Source organism: Bacteroides cellulolyticus, from assembly GCF_025567135.1.
GTDB classification, from domain to species: domain Bacteria; phylum Bacteroidota; class Bacteroidia; order Bacteroidales; family Bacteroidaceae; genus Phocaeicola; species Phocaeicola cellulolyticus.
In genome coordinates this window covers 1-22,666 of the sequence record NZ_JAOQJJ010000027.1, presented here as the reverse complement: position 1 = coordinate 22,666, position 22,666 = coordinate 1, and the positions used below count along the sequence as shown (strand labels likewise).

The 22,666-nt window shown below is 38.4% G+C and carries 16 protein-coding genes; 6 read left to right on the top strand and 10 right to left on the bottom strand.

Annotation, left to right across the window (positions count from 1 at the left end; genetic code table 11):
* Positions 1-38: 38 nt before the first annotated feature.
* Both OCV82_RS14385 and OCV82_RS14380 read right to left on the bottom strand, forming a co-directional pair.
* Positions 39-1,319, bottom strand: a complete 1,281-nt coding sequence (locus tag OCV82_RS14385) for an OmpP1/FadL family transporter (protein WP_154045046.1) — start codon at positions 1,317-1,319, stop codon at positions 39-41.
* The gene (locus OCV82_RS14380) at positions 1,309-2,034 is read right to left on the bottom strand and encodes a type III pantothenate kinase (RefSeq protein ID WP_154045045.1); all 726 of its coding nucleotides are present in this window, start codon (positions 2,032-2,034) and stop codon (positions 1,309-1,311) included. The genes OCV82_RS14385 and OCV82_RS14380 overlap by 11 nt, the downstream gene beginning before the upstream one ends.
* A 140-nt stretch (positions 2,035-2,174) precedes the next feature.
* Here OCV82_RS14380 and lnb point away from each other — a divergent pair, with 140 nt between their 5' ends.
* The 6 genes from lnb (at position 2,175) to OCV82_RS14350 (ending at position 11,042) form a co-directional block, all read left to right on the top strand.
* Positions 2,175-3,353 (top strand): lipoprotein N-acyltransferase Lnb, encoded by a 1,179-nt coding sequence (gene lnb / locus OCV82_RS14375; RefSeq protein WP_317258407.1) that lies wholly within the window; start codon positions 2,175-2,177, stop codon positions 3,351-3,353.
* 2 nt (positions 3,354-3,355) lie between these two features.
* Positions 3,356-4,939, top strand: a complete 1,584-nt coding sequence (locus OCV82_RS14370) for an alkaline phosphatase family protein (protein ID WP_154045043.1) — start codon at positions 3,356-3,358, stop codon at positions 4,937-4,939.
* Between the two features lie 99 nt (positions 4,940-5,038).
* Positions 5,039-8,332 (top strand): preprotein translocase subunit SecA, encoded by a 3,294-nt coding sequence (secA, locus tag OCV82_RS14365; RefSeq protein WP_154045042.1) that lies wholly within the window; start codon positions 5,039-5,041, stop codon positions 8,330-8,332.
* A 137-nt stretch (positions 8,333-8,469) separates the two neighbouring features.
* Positions 8,470-9,453: a DUF6340 family protein gene (locus tag OCV82_RS14360; protein WP_154045041.1), complete on the top strand. Its 984-nt coding sequence runs from the start codon at positions 8,470-8,472 to the stop codon at positions 9,451-9,453.
* Between the two features lie 61 nt (positions 9,454-9,514).
* Positions 9,515-9,964, top strand: coding sequence for a hypothetical protein (locus OCV82_RS14355; protein WP_154045040.1), 450 nt, complete (start codon positions 9,515-9,517; stop codon positions 9,962-9,964).
* A gap of 79 nt (positions 9,965-10,043) precedes the next feature.
* Positions 10,044-11,042, top strand: coding sequence for an MBL fold metallo-hydrolase (locus OCV82_RS14350; protein WP_154045039.1), 999 nt, complete (start codon positions 10,044-10,046; stop codon positions 11,040-11,042).
* 72 nt (positions 11,043-11,114) lie between these two features.
* On the opposite strand, the gene OCV82_RS14345 is transcribed toward OCV82_RS14350, so the two are convergent.
* The 8 genes from OCV82_RS14345 to OCV82_RS14310 all read right to left on the bottom strand — a co-directional run bounded on the left by OCV82_RS14345 (position 11,115) and on the right by OCV82_RS14310 (position 22,431).
* A complete protein-coding gene (locus OCV82_RS14345; RefSeq protein ID WP_154045038.1) occupies positions 11,115-11,804 on the bottom strand; it encodes a DUF4827 domain-containing protein in 690 nt (229 codons plus the stop codon).
* A complete protein-coding gene (locus OCV82_RS14340; protein WP_154045037.1) occupies positions 11,804-12,646 on the bottom strand; it encodes a hypothetical protein in 843 nt (280 codons plus the stop codon). The genes OCV82_RS14345 and OCV82_RS14340 overlap by 1 nt, the downstream gene beginning before the upstream one ends.
* Positions 12,647-12,836: 190 nt before the next feature.
* Positions 12,837-14,468: a LuxR family transcriptional regulator gene (locus tag OCV82_RS14335; protein WP_154045036.1), complete on the bottom strand. Its 1,632-nt coding sequence runs from the start codon at positions 14,466-14,468 to the stop codon at positions 12,837-12,839.
* 156 nt (positions 14,469-14,624) lie between these two features.
* A complete protein-coding gene (locus tag OCV82_RS14330; RefSeq protein WP_154045035.1) occupies positions 14,625-17,252 on the bottom strand; it encodes a valine--tRNA ligase in 2,628 nt (875 codons plus the stop codon).
* Positions 17,253-17,356: 104 nt separating this feature from the next.
* Positions 17,357-18,505, bottom strand: coding sequence for a DUF4421 domain-containing protein (locus OCV82_RS14325; protein WP_154045034.1), 1,149 nt, complete (start codon positions 18,503-18,505; stop codon positions 17,357-17,359).
* 4 nt (positions 18,506-18,509) lie between these two features.
* Positions 18,510-19,499 (bottom strand): Gfo/Idh/MocA family protein, encoded by a 990-nt coding sequence (locus tag OCV82_RS14320; protein WP_375338158.1) that lies wholly within the window; start codon positions 19,497-19,499, stop codon positions 18,510-18,512.
* 6 nt (positions 19,500-19,505) lie between these two features.
* Positions 19,506-20,321: a transporter substrate-binding domain-containing protein gene (locus OCV82_RS14315; RefSeq protein WP_154045033.1), complete on the bottom strand. Its 816-nt coding sequence runs from the start codon at positions 20,319-20,321 to the stop codon at positions 19,506-19,508.
* A 22-nt stretch (positions 20,322-20,343) separates the two neighbouring features.
* Positions 20,344-22,431 (bottom strand): putative porin, encoded by a 2,088-nt coding sequence (locus OCV82_RS14310; protein WP_154045032.1) that lies wholly within the window; start codon positions 22,429-22,431, stop codon positions 20,344-20,346.
* Between the last annotated feature and the right edge of the window lie 235 nt (positions 22,432-22,666).

Genomic DNA, 22,666 nt, shown 5'->3' with positions numbered 1-22,666 from the left:
TTTATTGTGTCTTTATAATATTCTATCTATGGTTTCAATTAATTGACTCTCCATTTCATAAACCAAGGTTCATTAAGTGTCAATCCTATTTTCAAGACAAATCTGTCTTCCGACATCAAATTGCTTACGCTAGGAGAAAGTTTTATATATTGTCCGGTGATGCTTAGGACTGTCTTGCGTTGGAAAAGTGATAATGGAAAACCAAAACCGGCAGATGCACCGATTTCTTTTGCCCCGTCTGCATAAGAAGTACCATTCGTATTTGTTGGTATTTTCACATACGGTGAATTATAAAATGCTCCTGCTCTATATGATATTCTTTTAAAGAAGTTTTTGCTTATATTATTAGGTGTGTATTCAGCTCCTACTGCTATCTTGTTTCTATTGCAGTACATGCCGGCAGCACTTGACAATTTGGCTTTTGACCATTCTTGAAGAGTGTAATCAGCCGTTACTGTCAATTTATTCTTGTACTGATATGCCAAACCGATTCCATATGAGGATGGAATGCTATATCCGTCATATGCAGTATTTTCTGTTGTCGATGAATAGCTGCTTCCGTCTGTAACTTGTGTTCCTGTAACCTCTGTAGAATTTAAATTATGTCTCAGGCTGTATGTAAGTCCTAGTGTGAGACTGTTATTCTTGTTAAAAGGTTGTGTGTATTGCAATCCTAAATCAAGTTTATAGCTCTTGACTTTCAGGTTTCTGTATGTTATTGTATAGTCACCTCCATTGCTTAATGTTGCTGTGGTGCTATATTCTTGTTTTCCATAAAGATAACCTATATTTGCTCCGATTGACAAGTTATCGATAATTTTGAAACCTAATCCTCCGAAAATAACATTTGTACCACCGTCACCTGTATATGTGTTTGTTACTGATACGGTGTTGCTGTTCGAAGCGTAGCTTGTGGAATTGAAATTATAACCTACTGTCGAAAAAGGAGTAAATCCAATTGCCATTCCTACTCTTGGATGAAGACGGAACTGTATTGCCAGATAGTCGAAGCTGGAGTTTCTTGCATTCGATCTGATGTTGTTTTCCTCGTAATTGCAGCTTTTCATGCTGAAACCTACATCAAACATAAACGACAAAGAATCTACTGAAGTATATGATGCGGGATTTATAGGATTGATATGACGGTTTGACCTGAGTGCATTTCCTACGCCACCCATGGCTGCATTACTGGTAAAGACTTGGTCAGACAAGTCTCCTAACCCGAATCTTGTATATGGAGAGTTAGTGCTGGATTGGGCAAAAGCAAATACCGATGCTGTTGCAAAAATAGCGCTAATAAGTACCTTTTTATTCGACATTATAATTCAATATTCTGTTTAAACCTTTTAAAACTAAAAATCTATCTGCAAAGATGATACTTTTTAATTTTGTATCAAAAGAAAATTTGTCTCCGCCAGTTAAAAAAACTAAAAGGTTGGGGTATTTTTTTTGGAATTGAGCTATATAGCCCTTTATTTCAAATTCAATTCCTTTTATGACTCCTGCCCTGATAGCTGTTTCTGTGCTATATCCCAGTTCCGGCATGTCTCCTCCTTTTTCTATTAAAGGAAGCTTGTCACAGCAGGCGCTTAACGATTTGAATCTTGTGTATATTCCGGGTGAGATGTTGCCTCCCCAATATGTGGCATTGGCATCAATAAATTCGTATGTCAGTGCTGTTCCGGCATCTATTACAAGAATGTTTCTGTTTGGCATCAAATAATTAGCGCCTACTACAGCCGCCAGACGGTCCATACCTAAAGTTTCCGGAGTCTTGTAATTGTTTATTATAGGTACAGGCGTTTTATGAGTTAGCTCCAGTATCGGAAAATCTACATTTGATAATTGTCTTTTTATTGTATTGCTTAATGTTATCACAGAAGCAATAATACATTTGTCTATTTTGTATTTATGACAAAGTATTTTAATACAGTCCAATGAATGGTTTGAACCTCTAAGTATTTCTACCTGTTCGTCACCATCGAAAACTGCCAATTTGGCGACTGTATTTCCTATGTCTATTATTAAATTCACAATCTATATTTTAGTATTGCATGCAAAGTAAAAGAAAAAAAGGATAAGAATTGCAATAAAATAGATGTTTTGTTTCATATTTATAGATAATTAGTCTTATTTTTGTGTCCAAATTTACAAAAGTGCACTTTAAATAAATTATGTTTGTCAATAAAATAAGAATATTTCTATCGCTGTTAATTATATGGGGGAGCATGTTATCTTATGCTCAAAAACGTGACAGCATTCAGTTTAGTTTGCTCACCTGTTCTCCCGGAACTGAAATATATTCTTTATTTGGTCACACTGCAATAAGATACCAGAATTATACTCAAAATAAGGATATTGTATTTAATTATGGGATGTTCAGTTTTTCATCTCCTAATTTTATTTATCGTTTTGTGAAGGGTGAGACTGACTATCAGTTGGGGGTGAACGATTTTAGATCGTTCGAAGCTGAATATATGTTCAGGGGATCTTCTGTTTATCAGCAGATATTGAATTTAACTTATGAAGAGAAGCTCAAGCTGCAAAATCTGCTTTTTACAAACTATCTTCCACAAAATAGGGTATATCGGTATAATTATTTCTATGACAATTGCACCACAAGAGCGCGTGATCAGATAGAAAAGTGCATTGATGGAGATGTTGAATATCCAAATTCAGTTCCCGACAAAACATTTCGAGGTATTATACATGAGTTTACAAAGGGATTCGATTGGGAGGAATTCGGTATAGACCTTTGTCTGGGAGCCGGTGCTGACAAGCCGATAGGTATTCGCCAACAGATGTTTTCTCCTTTTTATATGCGTTCTTTTGCCGAAGGTGCTTTTATTAAAGACGAAAATGGGAACACCAGACCTTTGGTGTTAAAAGAAGAAGTGATTGTGGATGCCGATACTGTAGATGCCGCTGAGAGTTCTTTCCCGTTTAGCCCTATAGCTTGTGCCACTTTTTTCCTTTTTCTGAATGTGGTAATTGCATTTGTTCAGATAGTAAGGAAAAAAATATACTGGTTTTGGGATTTAATTCTTTATTTGTCTCAGGGATTGGCGGGATGTATAATAGCCTTTCTGTTTTTCTTCTCAACACATCCTACTGTGGATTCCAATTGGCTGATTTTATTATTCAACCCGATACCGTTATTTTATTTGCCATTTATGGTTTACAACGATATAAAACGTAAAAAAGACAAGTGGCATGTAATAAATTCTGTGTATTTAACATTATTTATATTGATATTGCCGTTAATACCACAAGAAATTAATTTATCAGTATTACTTTTGGCACTCGGTTTGTTGTTTAATGCAGTGAGCCATCAGATTGTTTATAGAAAATAAAAATGAGAGAGCGATTTATAACATCTTTAATTACTGCTATAGTTATTTCCGGAATCAATGCACAGAATGTTCCGGCTGTTCCTAAATTGGTTATAGGTCTGACTATAGATCAGTTGCGTACAGATTATATAGAAGCCTTTTCTGCCATGTATGGTGAAAGGGGATTTAAGCGTCTTTTCAGGGAAGGACGTGTATATATGAATGGTGAGTATGATTTTATCAAACCTGACCAGTCGTCTTCCGTAGCTTCTATATATACGGGAACTACACCTTATTACAATGGAGTAGTCGGCAATAATTGGATGGACAGAAATTCTTTATGCGTAGTAAAGAGTGTTGATGATAAATCATATATGGGGGTTTATACCTCCGAGAATGTCTCTCCCAAGTATCTTACGGTATCCAATCTGGCTGATGAACTGATGGTTTCCACTCACGGTCAGGCTCATGTCTATTCTATAGCTCCTACAAAAGAAATGGCGATTATGGGGGCCGGACATGCGGCTAAAGGAGCGTTCTGGATTAATGATGAAACCGGTAAGTGGAGCGGAACTACATACTATGGAACTTTCCCTGAATGGGTAACAAACTTTAATGACCGTAATGGTCTGGATTTCAGAATTGACCAGATAACCTGGGGGCCATATCTGCCAGTTACTGCATATAAATATATCACAACAGAAACAAAGCAGCTTACATTCAAACATAATTTTACAGATGAGCGTCTGTATAAGTATAAAAAATTCAAGACAAGTCCATACGTAAACGATGAGGTTAATAAACTGGTAGATGTTTTTCTCAACAATACGAATGCAGGATTGGATGACACGCCGGATTTGTTGACGTTGGGGTATTATGCAGGAAATTATGACGGAAAACCGGACAATGAATATGCTATGCAGATTCAGGATATGTATGTCCGTCTTGATAATACTATAGGCGATTTGCTTGATATGCTTGACCGCAAAGTGGGATTGAAAAACACTTTGATATTTATAACTTCAACCGGATATCGCTCGCCGGAGTCGGAGGACTTGCCTGAATACAGAATTCCTACGGGCGAGTTCCATCTTAAACGTTGCTCTGCTTTGCTTAATATGTATCTGATGGCTATATATGGTCAAGGCCAGTACGTAGAAACATATTATGGAAATCAGATTTATCTCAATCATAAACTTATAGAAGATAAGAACTTAAATATTACTGAAGTAATGACACGTTCATCTGAATTTATAGTTCAGATGAGTGGAATACGTTCTGCTTATTCTTCTCAGCGCCTTTTGCTCGGTGCTTGGGATCCGAAAATTGAAAAAATCAGAAATTCATTTACCAGAGAATGTTCCGGAGATTTATATATAGAGATATTGCCGGGATGGAAAGTGGTAGATGAATACTCTAATAGTGTAAGGGTAGAGCGTGAGGCATATTCTTCAGTTCCGGTATTTTTCTTTGGATATAACATAAAACCTGAAATTTTATATTCACCGGTCAAAGTGTCTGCCGTTGCACCTACTTTGGCACATTTCATGCGTATAAGGGCTCCTAACGCCAGTGTAGTAGCTCCTTTGACAGGAATACGTAAATAAATCTTTGCAATTACCGCATTTTGACGGTTTTTAATTATCTTTGTACGCCGTTGAATTTATTTAACGGCATTAATCAGTAAATAAAAAATAAAATATATAATGGGATTTAATGAATTTATAAGCAAGTTGTTCGGGAACAAGGCTTCTCGTGACATGAAGGAAATTCAGCCATGGGTAGAAAAGATTAAAGCTGCATACCCTGAAATAGAGAAGCTGAGTAATGATGAGTTGCGTGCCAAAACGGAAGAATTGAAAAAATATATCAAGGATTCTGCCGTAGAGGAAAACAAGAAAATTGAAGAGCTTAAAGCTACAATCGAAACTACAGATATCGAAAAGCGTGAACCTATATTCGCACAGATAGATAAACTGGAGAAAGAAGTTCTTGACAAATACGAAAAAGCACTTAATGATGTGCTTCCTGTAGCTTTTGCTATAGTAAAAGATACAGCAAGACGTTTCACTCAGAACGAAGAGATAGAAGTTACTGCTACTGATTTCGACCGCGAACTGGCAGCAATGGGAAAAGACTTTGTCCGCATTGAAGGTGACAAGGCTATATGGAAGAACCATTGGGTTGCAGGCGGTAACGATATGAAATGGAGCATGATACACTACGATGTACAGCTCTTTGGTGGTGTAGTTCTTCATCAGGGTAAGATTGCGGAAATGGCAACAGGTGAAGGTAAGACTCTTGTGGCTACATTGCCTGTATTCCTTAATGCGTTGACAGGTAACGGTGTACATGTGGTTACTGTCAATGACTACCTTGCAAAACGTGACTCTGAATGGATGGGCCCTCTCTATATGTTCCATGGATTGAGCGTTGACTGTATTGACAAGCATCAGCCGAACTCTGCTGCACGTCGTCGTGCTTATATGGCAGATATCACATTCGGTACAAACAACGAATTCGGTTTCGACTATCTGCGTGACAATATGGCAAACAGCCCTAAGGATCTTGTACAGCGCAAACATAACTATGCTATTGTCGATGAGGTTGACTCGGTTTTGATTGACGATGCACGTACACCTCTTATTATATCAGGTCCTGTTCCTAAAGGCGACCAGCAGTTGTTCGAAGTTCTTCGTCCGTTGGTAGAACGTCTGGTAGAGGCTCAGCGTAAACTTGCTACACAATATCTGGCAGACGCAAAACGTCTTATCGCTTCAGACAAGAAGGAAGAGGTGGAAGAAGGATTCCTTTCTTTGTTCCGTAGCCATAAGGCTCTTCCAAAGAACAAACCTCTTATCAAGTTCCTCAGCGAACCGGGTATCAAGGCTGGTATGTTGAAGACAGAAGCCATCTATATGGAAGCAAACAACAAGCGTATGCCTGAGGCTGTAGAACCTCTTTATTTCGTAATAGATGAAAAAATGAAGAGTGCCGACCTTACAGATAAAGGTATCGAACTGATTACAGGTTCATCTCAGGATCCTACATTGTTCGTTCTTCCTGATATAGCCGCACAGCTGTCAGAACTCGAAAACGAAACATCTTTGACTGATGAGGAAAAACTGGCTAAGAAAGATGAGCTTATGACTAACTACGCTATCAAGTCTGAACGAGTTCATACTATCAACCAGTTGCTTAAGGCATATACAATGTTCGAAAAAGATACTGACTATGTGGTAATGGATGGTCAGGTTAAAATCGTTGACGAACAGACTGGACGTATAATGGACGGTCGTCGTTGGAGCGACGGTTTGCATCAGGCTGTAGAAGCCAAGGAAGGTGTAAAGGTAGAAGCAGCTACACAGACATTCGCTACAATCACTCTTCAGAACTATTTCCGTATGTATCACAAACTGTCTGGTATGACAGGTACTGCAGAAACAGAAGCAGGCGAATTCTGGGATATCTATAAACTTGATGTTGTGACTATCCCTACTAACCGTCCTATCGCACGTAAGGATATGAACGACCGTGTTTATAAGACAAAGCGTGAAAAATATAAGGCTGTAATCGAAGAGATTGAAAAGATGGTTGAAATGGGACGTCCTGTATTGGTCGGTACTACATCAGTAGAAATCTCTGAAATGTTGAGCAAGATGCTTACTCTCCGTAAGATTGAACATAACGTACTTAATGCCAAATTACACCAGAAAGAAGCTGATATCGTTGCTAAAGCCGGTTTGGGACGTACCGTTACAATTGCCACAAACATGGCTGGTCGTGGTACCGATATCAAGTTAAGCGATGAAGTAAAAGCAGCCGGAGGTTTGGCTATTATTGGTACTGAGCGTCATGAATCTCGTCGTGTTGACCGTCAGTTGCGTGGTCGTGCCGGACGTCAGGGAGACCCGGGTTCTTCTGTATTCTTCGTTTCACTTGAAGACGATTTGATGCGTCTGTTCTCTTCTGACCGTATAGCATCTGTAATGGATAAGTTGGGATTCAAGGAAGGCGAGATGATAGAACACAAGATGATTTCTAATTCTATCGAACGTGCTCAGAAGAAAGTTGAGGAAAACAACTTTGGTATCCGTAAGCGTCTGCTTGAATATGATGACGTGATGAACAAACAGCGTAATGTAGTTTATACTAAGCGTCGTCATGCGTTGATGGGCGAACGTATCGGTATGGATATCGTGAACATGATTTGGGAACGTTGCGCAAATGCTTTGGATATGGCAACATATCATGAGGCAAAAATGGAAATTCTTCAGACACTTGCAATGGAAACTCCATTTACAGAAGAAGATTTCACATCTAAGGATAAGAACGTACTTACTGAAAAGACATTCGATGCTGCTATGGAAATCTTCAAGCGCAAGACAGACCGCATGGCAATGATTGCTAATCCGGTAATCAAACAGGTTTATGAGAATCAGGGACAGATGTATGAAAACATCATGATTCCTATTACGGATGGAAAACGTATGTATAATATTCCTGTAAACCTGAAGGCTGCATACGAATCAGAGTCAAAAGAGATTGTGAAGGCTTTCGAAAAGGCTATACTTCTTCATACTATTGATGAGGCTTGGAAAGAAAATCTTCGTGAACTCGATGAACTTAAACATTCTGTACAGAACGCAAGCTACGAACAGAAAGACCCATTGTTGATTTTCAAGCTTGAGTCAGTGAAACTGTTTGACAATATGGTTTCGAAGATCAATAATAATACAATTTCTGTATTGATGCGTGCTCAGATACCGGTTCAGGAACCAGAACAGGTTCGTGAGGCAGCTCCGGAACCAGCTCCAAGAAAACAGCAGTATAAGGAGGAAAAGGTTGACCTCAATGATGCTTCTCAGCAGAGTGCTGCCGGTAAAGATACCAGAGAGGTTAAAAATGAGCCTTATAAAGCAGAAAAAACAGTTGGCAGAAACGATCCATGTCCATGCGGAAGTGGATTGAAATATAAGAACTGTCACGGAAAAGTATAAGAATTTTAATAAAATACACGTTTAAAAGGTCGTCTCTTAACAAAGGGACGGCCTTTATTATTATACCTTTATTACCTTTTAACTTCATAATATTCAGAAATATATTATTTTTGTACAAATAAAAAAATGAAGATATTATGAGAAAATATGCTTTATATATTTTTTTGCTGGTGAGTGTCGTCATTTCATCATGCAGTTCTATCCAGACACTTACTTATGATCAGCTGTCTCCGGCCGAAGTTAATTTCCCGTATCAGATATCTGTAGTTGGCGTCGTCAATAACATGCCGTCTCGTCCTGAACCTAAAAAGAATATTCTGACTTTAGGTCAAATTGAAGGTGAAGGGAAGAAAGCTACCGAGGCATTGGCTGGTCTTTTGGCAGACAGTAAATATTTTAATCAGGTTATAATATGCGATTCTGCTCTACGCTCTGATAATTATTCAACAAACCTTTCTGTTGATGAAGTTAGCAATCTTTCTTCAATGCTTGGAGTAGATATGATTATTTCATTCGAGAGACTATTGCTAAATGTCGAGAAAAAGGAATTTATTAATCCGGGCTGGGATGCATCGATACCTGTTCTTCAGGCTCAAGTCACTCCTGTGGTAAGATTGTATTTGCCAGGAAGGCAGAATCCTTTGGTCGAACTTAGTGCAACGGATTCATTGTATTTCGATTTGGGATATAGAATTTCTGAAAAAGAGCTTATTCAAGAAGCTACATCTCATGCCGCATCAGTTATATGCAATAAAATAGTTCCTTACTGGCAGACAGTAAACAGGTTATATTTTAATGGTGGAGGAGTAGAAATGCGTGATGCCGGTGTTTATGTAAATGAAGGAAATTGGGAGGCAGCACGAGAATTGTGGACTCAAGTTTATAATCGTCAGAAAAAGGGAGATACAAAATTCAAGGCTGCATACAATATAGCGCTTTCGTATGAGATGACAGGCGATATGAATAAAGCCGAAGAATGGTTGAACAAAGCGTCAGATTACGTCAAATCAGGTTCGGACGATGAAATGGTTTTAAAGTATTATATTACCCAGTTTATAAAGAGGAAAGACGAGTTTGGAAAATTGAATATTCAAATGGGACGTTTTAATAACAATTTCTGAGCTGTTTGTTTTGAAACTTTATAATTTTTAGTAATTTTGAGGTAATAAATATTTTATGCCTATGAATGTTAGTGAAAAAACACGTGCAGCTATATCGTCATCTATTAGAGAAGCATTATGCAGATATGTTTCGGGCGATGAGAATACTGTTGTTACAGATATACATTTGCAACCGAAGCAGGATAGTGGAGAACTATTGATATTCAATGACGATGATGAAGAATTGGCCCGTACTATTATAGATGAATGGATAGAATGCGATTCGGAAGATTTTATGACTGAAGTCGAATCTGTCTTACGTTCGGAAATTGTAGCATTGAACGACCAGGGATATTTTGAAAAGTTGTCTTTATTGAAGCCATACTCATTTGTATTGGTAGATGAGGATAAGGAGACTGTCGCAGAGTTGATGTTGATTGATGATGACGACACCCTATTGCTTAACGATGAACTTTTGAAAGGGCTTGATGAAGAGCTTGATGCCTTTCTGAAGGATCTTTTGGAAAAATAATTAGTATTTTGTTATAATTCGGGGTAAGGTTACATAAATAGCCTTTCCCCGTTTTTTGTTTTATATTTAATGATGATTTATGGGAGAAAGGATTTTGTTTAGAAGAAACGAACAGTTGCATACCGTGAATCCCAGATGGCGCGGTAATCCTTCCGTTAAAGGCAAATTCTTTAACCGTCAGCACAGATGGCGTCCTGGAATGGGAAGTATATTGAAATGGAGATTCTCGCCTAATCCGCAAAGGAAAGAAAAACGTAGGATAAAGTGGAATCCCAATGTGAGATATCTCCATAGTCTTGATGCGGTAACAGGCAATTCGCTGATATGGCTTGGGCATAATTCTTTTTTTCTTCAGTTAGGCGGAAAACGTTTCATGATTGATCCTGTTTTCGGAAGCATACCTTTTGTGAAGAGAAGGAGTACTTTTCCTGCCGATCCTTCAATATTCAGGAATATAGATTATTTGCTTATCAGTCATGACCATTTCGATCATCTTGACAAACCGAGTGTTGCTCGTCTGGTTTCAGAAAATCCCGGAATGAAGTTGTTTTGTGGTATCGGTACCGGACAACTGATAAAAGGATGGTTTCCTGAAATGGAGGTAATTGAAGCCGGATGGTACCAGCAGCATAAGGATGACGGACTTTGTCTGACCTTCCTTCCGGCGCAGCACTGGAGCAAAAGAGGAGTGAGTGATGGCGGTGAGCGCCTTTGGGGAGCTTTTATGATACAGGCAGACGGAATAACTATTTATAATAGTGGTGATACGGGATATGCTCACCATTTTAAGGAGTTGTCTGATATTTTCCCACACATTGACTATTGTATGATTGGAATAGGAGCATATAAGCCACGATGGTTTATGAAACCCAATCATATATCTCCATACGATGCCCTTACTGCTTCTGCCGAGATGGGTGCACGAATGACTATACCGATGCATTATGGCACTTTCGACCTTTCAGATGAACCTTTATTTGATCCGCCTCATGTATTTGCAGCAGAGGCCAGAAAAAGGAATATGGATATCATGATTCCTGAGCTGGGCGAGGTGGTTAAATTGCATCATATCAGATAGATAATATATGAGTGTCTATAAAAACTAAGAGCAAGAATATAAATGTGACTTCTTGCTCTTAGTTAGTTTTTATTACCATGTTTGATATGTTATCTCATAAAGACAAGGATAAACATATTTCATCGCTTGTGCACTGCCTTGACTATGTGGAACTATCAGCTTAACTCTGGCTATATCTTCCGACGGTAATGTCGGAATTGAGCTTGCTGGTTTTAAAAACCTTAAAGGTATAAGCCAACCTGATGGAACAGACGCTGTTTTATATACATAAGCCATCATGGAATTTTCTTTGAAAGACGCTTTATAATTATTTTTGTCTATAGTTAAGATATAGTTGTCCGGTTGTGCCATATATTGAGGTAAACCCCAATTTTCAGGACCGAAAACAGGATAATTCCTTAATTTCATATTTCCTGATAGAGTATCGCCTGTAACGAAAAAGTTCTCTATGCCGGATAATGCGATTTCAAGGTATCTGGATATAATTGTATATCTTCCATCGTCTAATATTCTCTTGCCTTTTCCTCTCTGGATAATGTTCATATAAACTCCACTCTCTTTTAACAGTACAAACTCATTTTCGTTAGTCAGAGAATCTTGTTTATAGAATTGTTCTTCGCTTATTATCTTATAATCATGTTTTACTATCCAAGATTGGATGTCGTTTTTTTCATTCTCTTTTTGATCGGCGTAAGTTATGCCTTTGTTACAACCCTGTAAAACACAAGAGAAAAGACTGATAATAAAAAAATAATTTCTCATTAATAATCTACTTTTATAGAAAGGCTTCTTACTCTATCGTTCCAATTTTGATTTAAATAAGGTCCGAAAGGCATCACATCTTTCAGATTTTTTATTTGACCATTAGGTTTTTTGCTGTCAATCTTTATAATGTGATTAAATCCTTTACAGTTTTTCTCAGAATATAAAGTTACATGACATCCTTTTCTATATCTGGGAGTTAAAGTTCCTTTAACATAAGTACTGGAAAATTTCAAAGAAGACACTCTTTTGTCTAGTCCACTGCTATTTAAATCATTGTCTGTAACATCTGTGGTATTTTCAGAGATGCTGTATGTATTATTTCTTCCACGGAAATTTTTATGTCTATAGATTGATATTTTAGCATCCTTTAATATATCAACTTGATCATCCCATATCCCATATGTGGACTGGATTCTCTGTGACTTTTTGATTTCTTTTGTGAAATCTTCTTGTGAATCATAGAATATTAGATTCTCATTATCTATAAATATAGATAGGTTAGGATTACTCTTTAATTTATCAAATAAATTTTTTACATCTGTATTGTAAAAAAACACAGTTGAATCTTTTAGTATATAGTAATTACATTCGTATTTTTTATTGTTGTATGAAAAGGAATAATATCCATTGTCTATGTAATTACTATCTTTAGGATGTGCTGCTCTGCTTTGTTTTTTGTCTAAAAAATCAAGCAGTTCCGGGTAATCCTTTTCCAAATCATTAATGACTAATACATCTTCGTAAATTTGATTGTTATTTAATGAATCTTCTTTTTGGCATGAAGATGTTAGAACAGAAACCATGCTAATAAAGCTTATAAGTAAACAAATTTTTCTCATACTTTTAATACACAAAAATCTAATGATGTTAAATACTTTTCTTTTGTGGCCACATTGCAAAGGTATGCATAATATGAGGAATACTTGTTTGTAGGACTAATATATATTATTGTAAATCTAGATTGTAAATTATTGAAATACAGGCATTATATAAATAAAAACCTTGTAAAATGTGTTTTATCAATTGTAACTATAATTTTTCTTTTAGAAAAGCGATAATATCAGCCCCTTCCGGAGCATTTATTTTTTTTCTTACATTGGTCTTATACTTGTGTACAGAGAAGATACTGTTCATCCATATGGCTGCTATTTCCTCGGTCTTGAAATTAGAAATAAGCATGCAACAGAGTTGAAGTTCCTTTTCATTCAGGGTTGGGTATTCATTTCTCAATTTAGAATAGAAACCATCAAAAGATATGTTTATGTGTTTATAGAACTGTTCCCAATGCGTATCAAGTAAATCATTGTTTTTAGTTATATGGTATTTCTCTAGGTCTTTTAAGAATTTTGCACTTTGTACTTGTTGAGTTGCCCTAAGCATGGCAATCTTTTTTGCAATCTCAAAGTCGCGGAAGATAAAGTTTCTTACTTCATCCTTGATATTACGTAACTGTTCCAGCGAATCAATTTGTTGCTGTAAGGCAAAAATTTGAAGTAGCTGTTTTTTCTTTTTCTTGATATGTATGATAAACCCAATGAACAAAGATATAAGTAGTCCCCAAACTATAAATCTGTATGTTTTAAGTTTTTCTCTAAACAGTTTTTTCTCAAGTCTGGAAGTATAAGATTGTATAGCCTTGTCTAAAGATTGACTATTGATATTTTCTATTATATCTTTATGTTGGTCATCTAAAAGAATTAGCCATTTCAGTTGCTCTTCTTTATTATGCTCGATTTCTGCTAATCTTGCACAAAAGTCATAAAATTCTATTTTCTCAAAATTATTGATATTATAAATATCATATTTGATTGCCAAATCCTTATGCTTTTTCGCGTTATTGAAATCTTGTTTATGATAATAACAATAAGATAAAATTGAATGGCAAGTAAATTTATTCTTATTAGAATTTTCGTTATTTGTTAATCCTTCCATTATTCTGATAGAAGAATCCCATTCTTGCATTTTGTAAAGGGCGATACCTTGTAACCTTTTTACCTTATTGTAAAAAGCATTTTGTAGGCTTATAACAGATTCTATTTCAAGTAGTTTCTCATAGCATTTCCGGTATTGCTGTAGATTAATGAAATTTTCCGCAATTAGAATCTTTGTCGAAAGGCTTAAGTCACACGGATCAATCTCCTGTATGTATTTGTTGGCAAGTGTTTGATGTTTTGCGAACATATGTGAATTTAATTCACTTAGATACAGTTTACTTAGATGATAATGTAAATAGAAAAGCCAAGTTTTATCATCAATGCGTCTTGCTGTATGGATAGCATCCTGTATAACAGTTGTTACACTGTCAATGTCATTTTGGCTTTTGCATATTTCTGAAAGAAGGTATAAGGCCTCAAGCTCTTGTTGAGCCAGGTGCTCTTGTCTGAATATACCAATACTTTTAAGTATAAGTTTTTTTGATGGTAAACAATCTTCATTGATATAATTCTGCGCTAACGCATACAATAAAAATTCTGTAGCTTCTTTCTTGTCATTAATATGAATTGGGATTGTGATAGGATTGTTTGATAAGTATATATGGGGAGCATTTTCTACATAGGATATGTTGCTGTCAAATACTTTATCATATGTATAGTTTTTTCTGCATGATATTAAAGTAAATAACATGAATATTAAAATATATGTTGTTATTTTATATTTCATCAGAGTTCAGTATTTAACTATGTATGTTTATCTTTTATCCGTATGTATTTGGAATGTTTTGCTCCGTTATAATATATTATTAGTCCCAATCCAGAGTGAATCAGAACGAATCATACCGGATAGGGACTAATTATTGCCATGCACGTAATTTATTTGTTATTTCTTAAGTGCCGCTATGCTTTCTTTTAAAGCTGCAATCTTGGTTTCTGCATCAGCCTGTTTCTTGCGCTCCATTTCAATAACGTTAGCCGGAGCCTTGCTTACAAACTTCTCGTTGCTTAGCTTCTTCATTACACTCATGAGGAATCCTTCCTGATATTTCAGGTCTGCTTCAAGTTTCTTCAGCTCTTCTTCCACGTTGATAAGGTTGCCCAGAGGGACTGCATATTCAGTTGTACCAACCATGAACGAGGCTGCACCTTCTGCCTTTGCATCTACCTGTGCTATTTCAGACAGATTACACAACTTCTCTATCACAGCATTGAAGTCTGCTACAGGGCTTTCTCCAACCACTTCAAGGTTCAGAGCCTCTTTCTGAGCAATGTTCTTCTGAAGTCTGATAGTACGGATGCCACCGATAACTTCTTTTACAGCTTCAAATTTGTTTATGATAGTTTCATCGTAAGTCTCTGTCATATTAAGAGTCTGAGTCATGATGCTTTCACCATCCTTGCGGTCATAGATGTGCTGCCACAACTCTTCAGTGATGAATGGCATGAACGGATGCAGAAGCTTGAGCAGTGTGTCGAAGAAACTCAAAGTCTTTTCGTAAGTCACGCTGTCAATAGGCTGTCCGTATGCAGGTTTCACCATTTCAAGATACCAGCTTGAGAATTCGTCCCAGAACAGTTTGTAAACTACCATAAGAGCCTCGCTCAGACGGTATTTGCCGAACAGGTCGTTTACTTCAGCTGTAGTCTTTGCAAGCATAGCCTCGAACCATTCAGTAGCCAGGCGTGCGTATTCAGGCTGTTCGTTTCCTTCTACGTTCCATCCCTTAACCAGGCGGAATGCGTTCCATATCTTGTTGTTGAAGTTACGTCCCTGTTCGCAGAGAGCATCGTCAAACAGGATATCGTTTCCTGCAGGAGCAGCAAGCATCATACCCATACGTACACCGTCGGCACCATATTTATCAATCAGTTCAAGCGGGTCAGGCGAGTTACCAAGTGACTTGGACATCTTACGGCCTATTTTATCGCGTACGATACCTGTGAAATATACGTTCTTGAAAGGCATATCGCCCATATATTCATATCCTGCCATAATCATACGTGCTACCCAGAAGAAGATGATGTCCGGTCCTGTTACAAGATCGGCAGTAGGGTAGTAGTATTTTATTTCCTCGTTGCCCGGATTGTTGATTCCGTCGAACAGAGAGATAGGCCACAACCATGAAGAGAACCATGTGTCCAGACAGTCTTCATCCTGACGGAGGTCTTCAATCTTCATGTCCTTGTTGCCTGTTTTCTCGATGGCAAGTTTCAAAGCTTCTTCAGCTGTTTCTGCCACTACGAATCCGCCCTGAGGCAAGAAGTAAGCAGGAATTCTGTGTCCCCACCACAACTGACGGCTTATACACCAGTCCTTGATGTTCTCCATCCAGTACTTGTATGTGTTCTTGTATTTTGCAGGATAGAATTTCAGTTCATCGTTCATTACAGGTGGCAACGCCATGTCTGCAAAGTGTTTCATCTTGAGGAACCACTGCATTGACAGCTTAGGTTCGATGGCAACGTTTGTACGTTCAGAGAAACCGACCTTGTTGTTGTAAGCTTCAACTTTTTCAAGAAGGCCTGCTGCTGCAAGATCTTTTTCTATCTGTTCGCGAACGTCGAAACGGTCCATACCTACATACATTCCGGCAGCTTCGCTGATAGTACCGTTGTCATTGAAAATATCTATTGACTGGAGGTTATATTTTTCACCCAGCATATAGTCGTTTACGTCGTGTGCAGGAGTAACTTTCAAGCATCCTGTACCGAATTCGATATCAACGTAGTCATCTTCGATAACAGGGATTACTCTGTTCACCAACGGAACAATCACTTTCTTACCCTTCAGCCATTCGTTTTTAGGGTCGTTAGGATTTATACACATTGCAGTATCACCCATGATAGTTTCCGGACGTGTAGTGGCAACTACGGCGTAACGTCCTTCAGCATCGCCTTCAACCTTATATCTCAGGTAGTAGAGCTTGCTGTGTTCTTCCTTGTAGATTACTTCTTCGTCAGAAAGAGCTGTCAGGGCTTTAGGGTCCCAGTTCACCATACGTACACCGCGGTAAATCAGTCCTTTGTTGTAAAGATCAACAAATACCTTTATCACACTCTTGCTTCTTTCTTCGTCCATAGTGAAAGCTGTGCGGTCCCAGTCGCATGAAGCGCCAAGTTTACGCAACTGTTTCAGGATTATGCCTCCGTGTTCGTGAGTCCATTCCCAAGCATGTTTCAGGAATTCCTCTCTGGTGAGGTCGGTTTTCTTTATTCCCTGTTGAGCCAGTTTGTTTACCACCTTGGCTTCTGTAGCGATAGATGCGTGGTCTGTACCCGGAACCCAGCATGCGTTCTTGCCCATCATGCGGGCACGACGTACCAGGATGTCCTGTATAGTATTGTTAAGCATGTGTCCCATGTGGAGCACTCCGGTCACGTTTGGTGGCGGGATTACGACGGTGTATGGTTCGCGTCCGTCCGGTTTAGAACTGAAAAGTTTGTTGTCCAGCCAATACTGGTACCATTTCCCTTCCACATCTGCGGGATTGTACTTACTTGCTAATTCCATGATTTATATCTAATTATTATTTGTTTTTCCGAATTGTATAATCGGTTGCAAAAGTAATAAAAGTTGTTCGAAAATTCAATATAATGACCTATAGTCTTTATGCCTTATTCCGAACGACGATACTGTTTTCTTTTCCAGAAATTGAATCCGGCATAAATCTTCAGGCTTCCGAAGGAATTTGTCATCGAGAAGTTTTCTTTTCTATAGTCGTATGTGTGCAATATTAGTGTGGCACCTACATAATATTTGCTATTGTTCCAAGTTATTCCGGCTCTGGTTATTAGGTCGAAGTTTATATCCTTCACCCATTGGGTCCAGTCTGAATTCGGAGTGGTGGGTGTGTCGTTTATTCTCGCTTTTTTATATCCGATGGCAGGAAGTAATGAAACATTGAGAAGACAGTTTTTGGCAAAGACCCAGTTGTAGCCGTATCCGAGGCTTAAATTAAAGTCTGTATATGCAAGCTTTTTGAAGTTTAATGAAGGACGTATCTGATCCTTGATTTCCTGTGGTAGTTTGCTTTGGTCGAAAGTAATGTCATGCTGCGAGAAGGCAAAGCCTGCCATTAGCGATCCGCAGCTTTTCTTTTGGTTTGTTGACTGGCTGTATGCTGCCGGATATGAATATTTTTCGCTATTGAATATATAGTAGGCATTAAGTCCTTTAATCTTGCTGTTGAAGCCGTTGAAATTTGTGCCTATATATTTTTCGGCATTATCAAAGTTTTTGCAGGTGGTTATTCTGAAATTGCTTCCTGTTTTTCGGTAATACAGATCCACACCGAATTTAGCACTGTAAAGGTTGAAAACCATTTCTGTTCTTGGCTTTTCCCTCTCTTTCTTGAATAAGCTGGCCAGATCGAACGAGTAGCCCAGGAAAATCCATCTCCATCCGAAATAGACTCCAAGCTTTGTGTTTACTTTTGGTGCGAAACCCAGTAATTGATTACCGTTTTCGCCTGTTCCGCTCAAGCGATAATGTTCAAACCATGTACTTTGTTCAAGCATCATGGTCAGGTTGTATTTATTGGGCTGTATATAATTCGTGTCCGTTGCGTTAAACCATTCAACGCTTCTATTGAAAAACTTTTTGAACGGACTTGTTTGATTGTCGTATTTTAAATCAGACAAACAATTCAGCGAATCGCTTATAGCAGTCTGCACACATTCTTTTTCCTCATTCTTTGCTTTCAGTAAACATGGAATGAGGAGGAACAGTATTGTTGCTGAAACTAAAAGAATGCGTGCCGACATTTTATTAAAGTTTATTCAGTATGCGGTCCATAGCCCAGTTGGTAGGAGTGGCGCTGATGCCATCGCAGGTACAGATTGCTTTTCCTTGCAGATGTTCCACTACGGCCTTTATCAGTGGTAGCTGCACATGCGGAGGATTGGGTGGAAGTATTTCTTCGCGTCCTCTTTCCGTATGTAAAGCTATAGGGTCGTAAGTGAACACTGAAAAACATATCATGCCTTTGTCTCCTATTATTTCAATTCTGTCTTCTTTTGCAGATTCATGAGCAACAAAACACCATGAGCCGGAACCGGGGAGACCCGAATCGAATTTAAAGCATGCGCTTATGGTGTCTTCAGCTTCGTATAAACCGCCACGATTGTTCTTGTATCCTTCAGCTTCGAGTATGCATCCGAACATATCTTGCAGCAAGTCCAGCTGATGAGGCGCCAGATCGTAGAAATATCCTCCTCCAGCAATGACTGGCTGCACGCGCCACGGAAGGTTCTTGCTGTTATAGTCCAGGGCTCTTGGAGGTTGTGCAAACCTTATTTGAACATTTATTACGTTTCCTATTTCTCCGGACGTTACAAGTTCCTTCACTTTTTGGAAATACGGCAGATACCGCCTGTAGTAAGCCACAAAACAAGGAATTCCTGTCTCTTTTGATATTCTGTTTATTCTGGCACAATCTTCGTATGATGCCGCCATAGGTTTTTCTATATACACAGGCTTTCCTGCTTTCATTGCCATGATGGCAAATGTGGCATGCGAGGATGGAGGTGTTGCTATATATATGGCATTTACTTCTTCATCACCTATCAGCTCCTGCGCATCAGTGTACCATTTAGGTATGTTGTGTCTTTGAGCGTATGATTTTACTTTTTCTTCATCGCGGCTCATTACGGCAACTACTCTGGATCCTTCCACCATATTGAATGCGGGACCACTTTTCTTTTCTGTCACTTCTCCGCATCCTATGAAACCCCAATTTACCTTATCAAAATTCATCATAACAGACTAATAATTTCGCTTAAAGTATTCGTTATATAAATCTTTGTATTCCTTGGTCTTGATATATCTCTCCAGCCAGCTGTTTATACTGTCAAGCAGTATTGGAGCATTTCTGTTAACTCCCCATGAGTAGAACTGATTAAAGCTTATGTTAGTATTCAGATCAAGATTTTTGAATCTTCTCATGTACATTTTTGCGGTTCTTTCATCGCATACGGCATAATCAATATCTCCTGCCGATACCATTGCCAGAAGTTGTTCTGGCCCATAGTCGGTTATTTCTTCTATGTATATCGAATCGCCTATCTCGTCCATCAGATTATTGATTCTCATCAGTGCAGGCGAGTCCTTTATTATATGTATGGTCTTGCCGGCAAGTCCTAGAGGGCTGTCAATGCGATTGTCTTCGTCGTTTCTTTGAATAAGTATCTGTTTCCCGATGGCGAATGGATTTGTAAATAAGATACTGTCTTTCAGTTGTGAGGTAGTTGCAGTTCCCAGTGCAATCATATCGTATCTTCCTTCTATGACACCTTTGATTCTTTTCTCAAAACTCATTTCGGGTGTCATTTCAAGTTTTATGCCTTTTTCTTTTGCAAAAGCACTTAATACTTCATAATCAAACCCGTAGGTTTCTCCCTTGAATATATAATAACTTAGGGCATTGTATTCTGTTACAGCTTTTATGACTCCCGACTCTATAATCCCATGATAATCTCTGGGATAGAACTTTTCCTCAGGATTCTTTCTGGAGAACAATAGTATTATAACAGTCGATACGACTATTATGGATATTATATATTTCAGAATCTTTTTTGCCATATACTCAGCTGATTTTATATAGTCAATCAAAGAAGTTCCATGAGATGCCTATCTTTAGTCCTCTTGGGTTTAACGGATAATGTGGAGCAAAGAAATAACTTCTTTCGCCTGTTCCTTGCATCAGGTTATACATCATCAGGAAAAAGCGAGTACGTTTCAGATGTAAATTTATGTATCCGTTTACCAGTGGATAACCTCCAAGCTTATATTTTGTTTCCGGATTCTGCAGATAGAACTGTCCTATTGCCGGTGCATAGTCAGGTGCATAGTATTGTGTAAAATATCTTACGTCTGCTCCCAATTCCACTGTAAGAACTTTTTTGGCCAGTCCTGCTCTGATGTAGAGATTGTGATAAAGCACAAGATCCGGCAGTGGAAGAACACTGTTGTTACTGCTTTTCTGATACACAATCTCATTGTCAAGATGTAAGATGCCAAATTTGAAATCTTGCCTTAGTTTGGCGCTGAACACCTGTATGCTTCCTGGGTTCTGCCTTACAGTAACATTGTTCTTATACGTCTTTATATTGGCATCGTTGGCATCTGTGTATCCTACTGAGACATTGTCCAGATACGTATAGTTAGTGATGTTTTCCACGCCTGCCTGCAGTTGCGTACGCCAGCGGTCTATACTTAGTCTTCCCTCTATCTTTGTGCGTGTTATCATTGACAGGTCATTGTCCCACCAGTAGTGTTTCGAATGGAAATGTCTGTAATAGAATGCCGGATTCAGGTTCTTTATATATGCGTTTACATCCAGCCTTACAGTGTCGTTGAACAGACGGAAGTTCAAGTCTCCTCTTCCTTCTATATTGAATTGTCCTATATCTTCACCCAATATCGCAACTTCACCCAATACATCATAGTGTAAAGTTTTTCCTTGTGCCTTTGTCAATTGTCCGCCCACTGACAATACATTCTCCTTGTAGTCTCTCATATATTGTCCAGGAGTACCTTCTATACTGTCTGTCATTGAGAATCTCCTGTGTTCGAAACTCAAAAAGGCTGTCAGTCCGGCTTTTGCCCATTTGTTGAACCCTTCTCTAAGTGATATTCCAACCGTATTCTTGACAGACATGTATTTTGTCACGTCAGTGGAGTCGGTTCCAAGATAGTGGTTTTCGAAATATTTCCTGTTTTGCTCATCGTTGTATGAGATATACTGTCGTGTGTTCATATCCACCTTTACGGTGTGTATGAAGCTTGTTACCGGAATAAATACTTCTTTTGCTATGGTATCGTTCTCGGTACTTTCATCTTTATAAAATCCCAGATTATATCTGTGTGTCAGGAACGCGTGGTATCCTGTATTCTTGTTCCAGATATCTTCGAGGTTAGTCTGTATTTCATACGATTTATACACTCTTCCACCGTCTGCCATTTCTATAGGTGCTGTCACGTATCGGTCGTCTGCTATACCTCCGTTTTCGGTAACTCTTATGTTGTCGTTTATAAAATTGAAGTGCATTTCGTATTTATCGCCATGATAATATGCAAACAGGTTACCGTTGAACTGTGCTGTTGACTGGTTCATATATTTACCTCTGCCATATATGTAGTCTATGTCGAAACCGAAACCAAGCCTTTTGTTGGCATTAACGGCAAAGTAGGCTTTAAATCTTTCTTCGGCACGTCTTCCTGCTCCGTGTTTGTAATAAGTAAGATTAGTGAACGGAGATTTTGTGTTTGTATATTTGACTTTTCCCGGTGTTACAAGAGCAAAATCATAAGGGTCAGTGAAAAATTCCTGTGTGGTTTCTGCCCTTTCGAAGAAAACATGTGATATGCGTGGCGAGCCAAGATTACCAAGATAAGTATAATGTCCTGTCGGTCCGCCATTGTCGTTTGTGTTTTGAAATCCGAATTGGAGAGTGTCAACCGGTATTGCAGTTTTTGTCCCGAAACGTTCGTCTATGGTCCATGAACTCAAACCTATGGGCACGGTACTTGCATCAACCACGGCAGTTGTGTCTATAGGATTTCCGTTTCTGTCATAACGGTCGCTGCTGAGTCCTGAAGCAGATGAGCCGTATTGGCTTTGCATCATATTTTGTGCGAATGTATTGACGCACACTAATATTAATATAGCTGTAATAAGTATCTTTCTCATATCGTGGCAAAGATAGTGCAAAACGATAGAAGTACAAAGCGAAAACATAGTTTTCGGCTTTTAATTCAGGGGTGAGTCCTATCTTGTCCAAAGATACGATATAAAAACGAAAAAAGGAGGATAATCATTATAGATTACTCCTCCTTTTTGGTAGTACGCTCGGCATGAGTATTAGCTAACGGGTGCAAGTCCCCAATGAGCCCTAATAGCGGGAATCATACAGCCAATAGCAAGG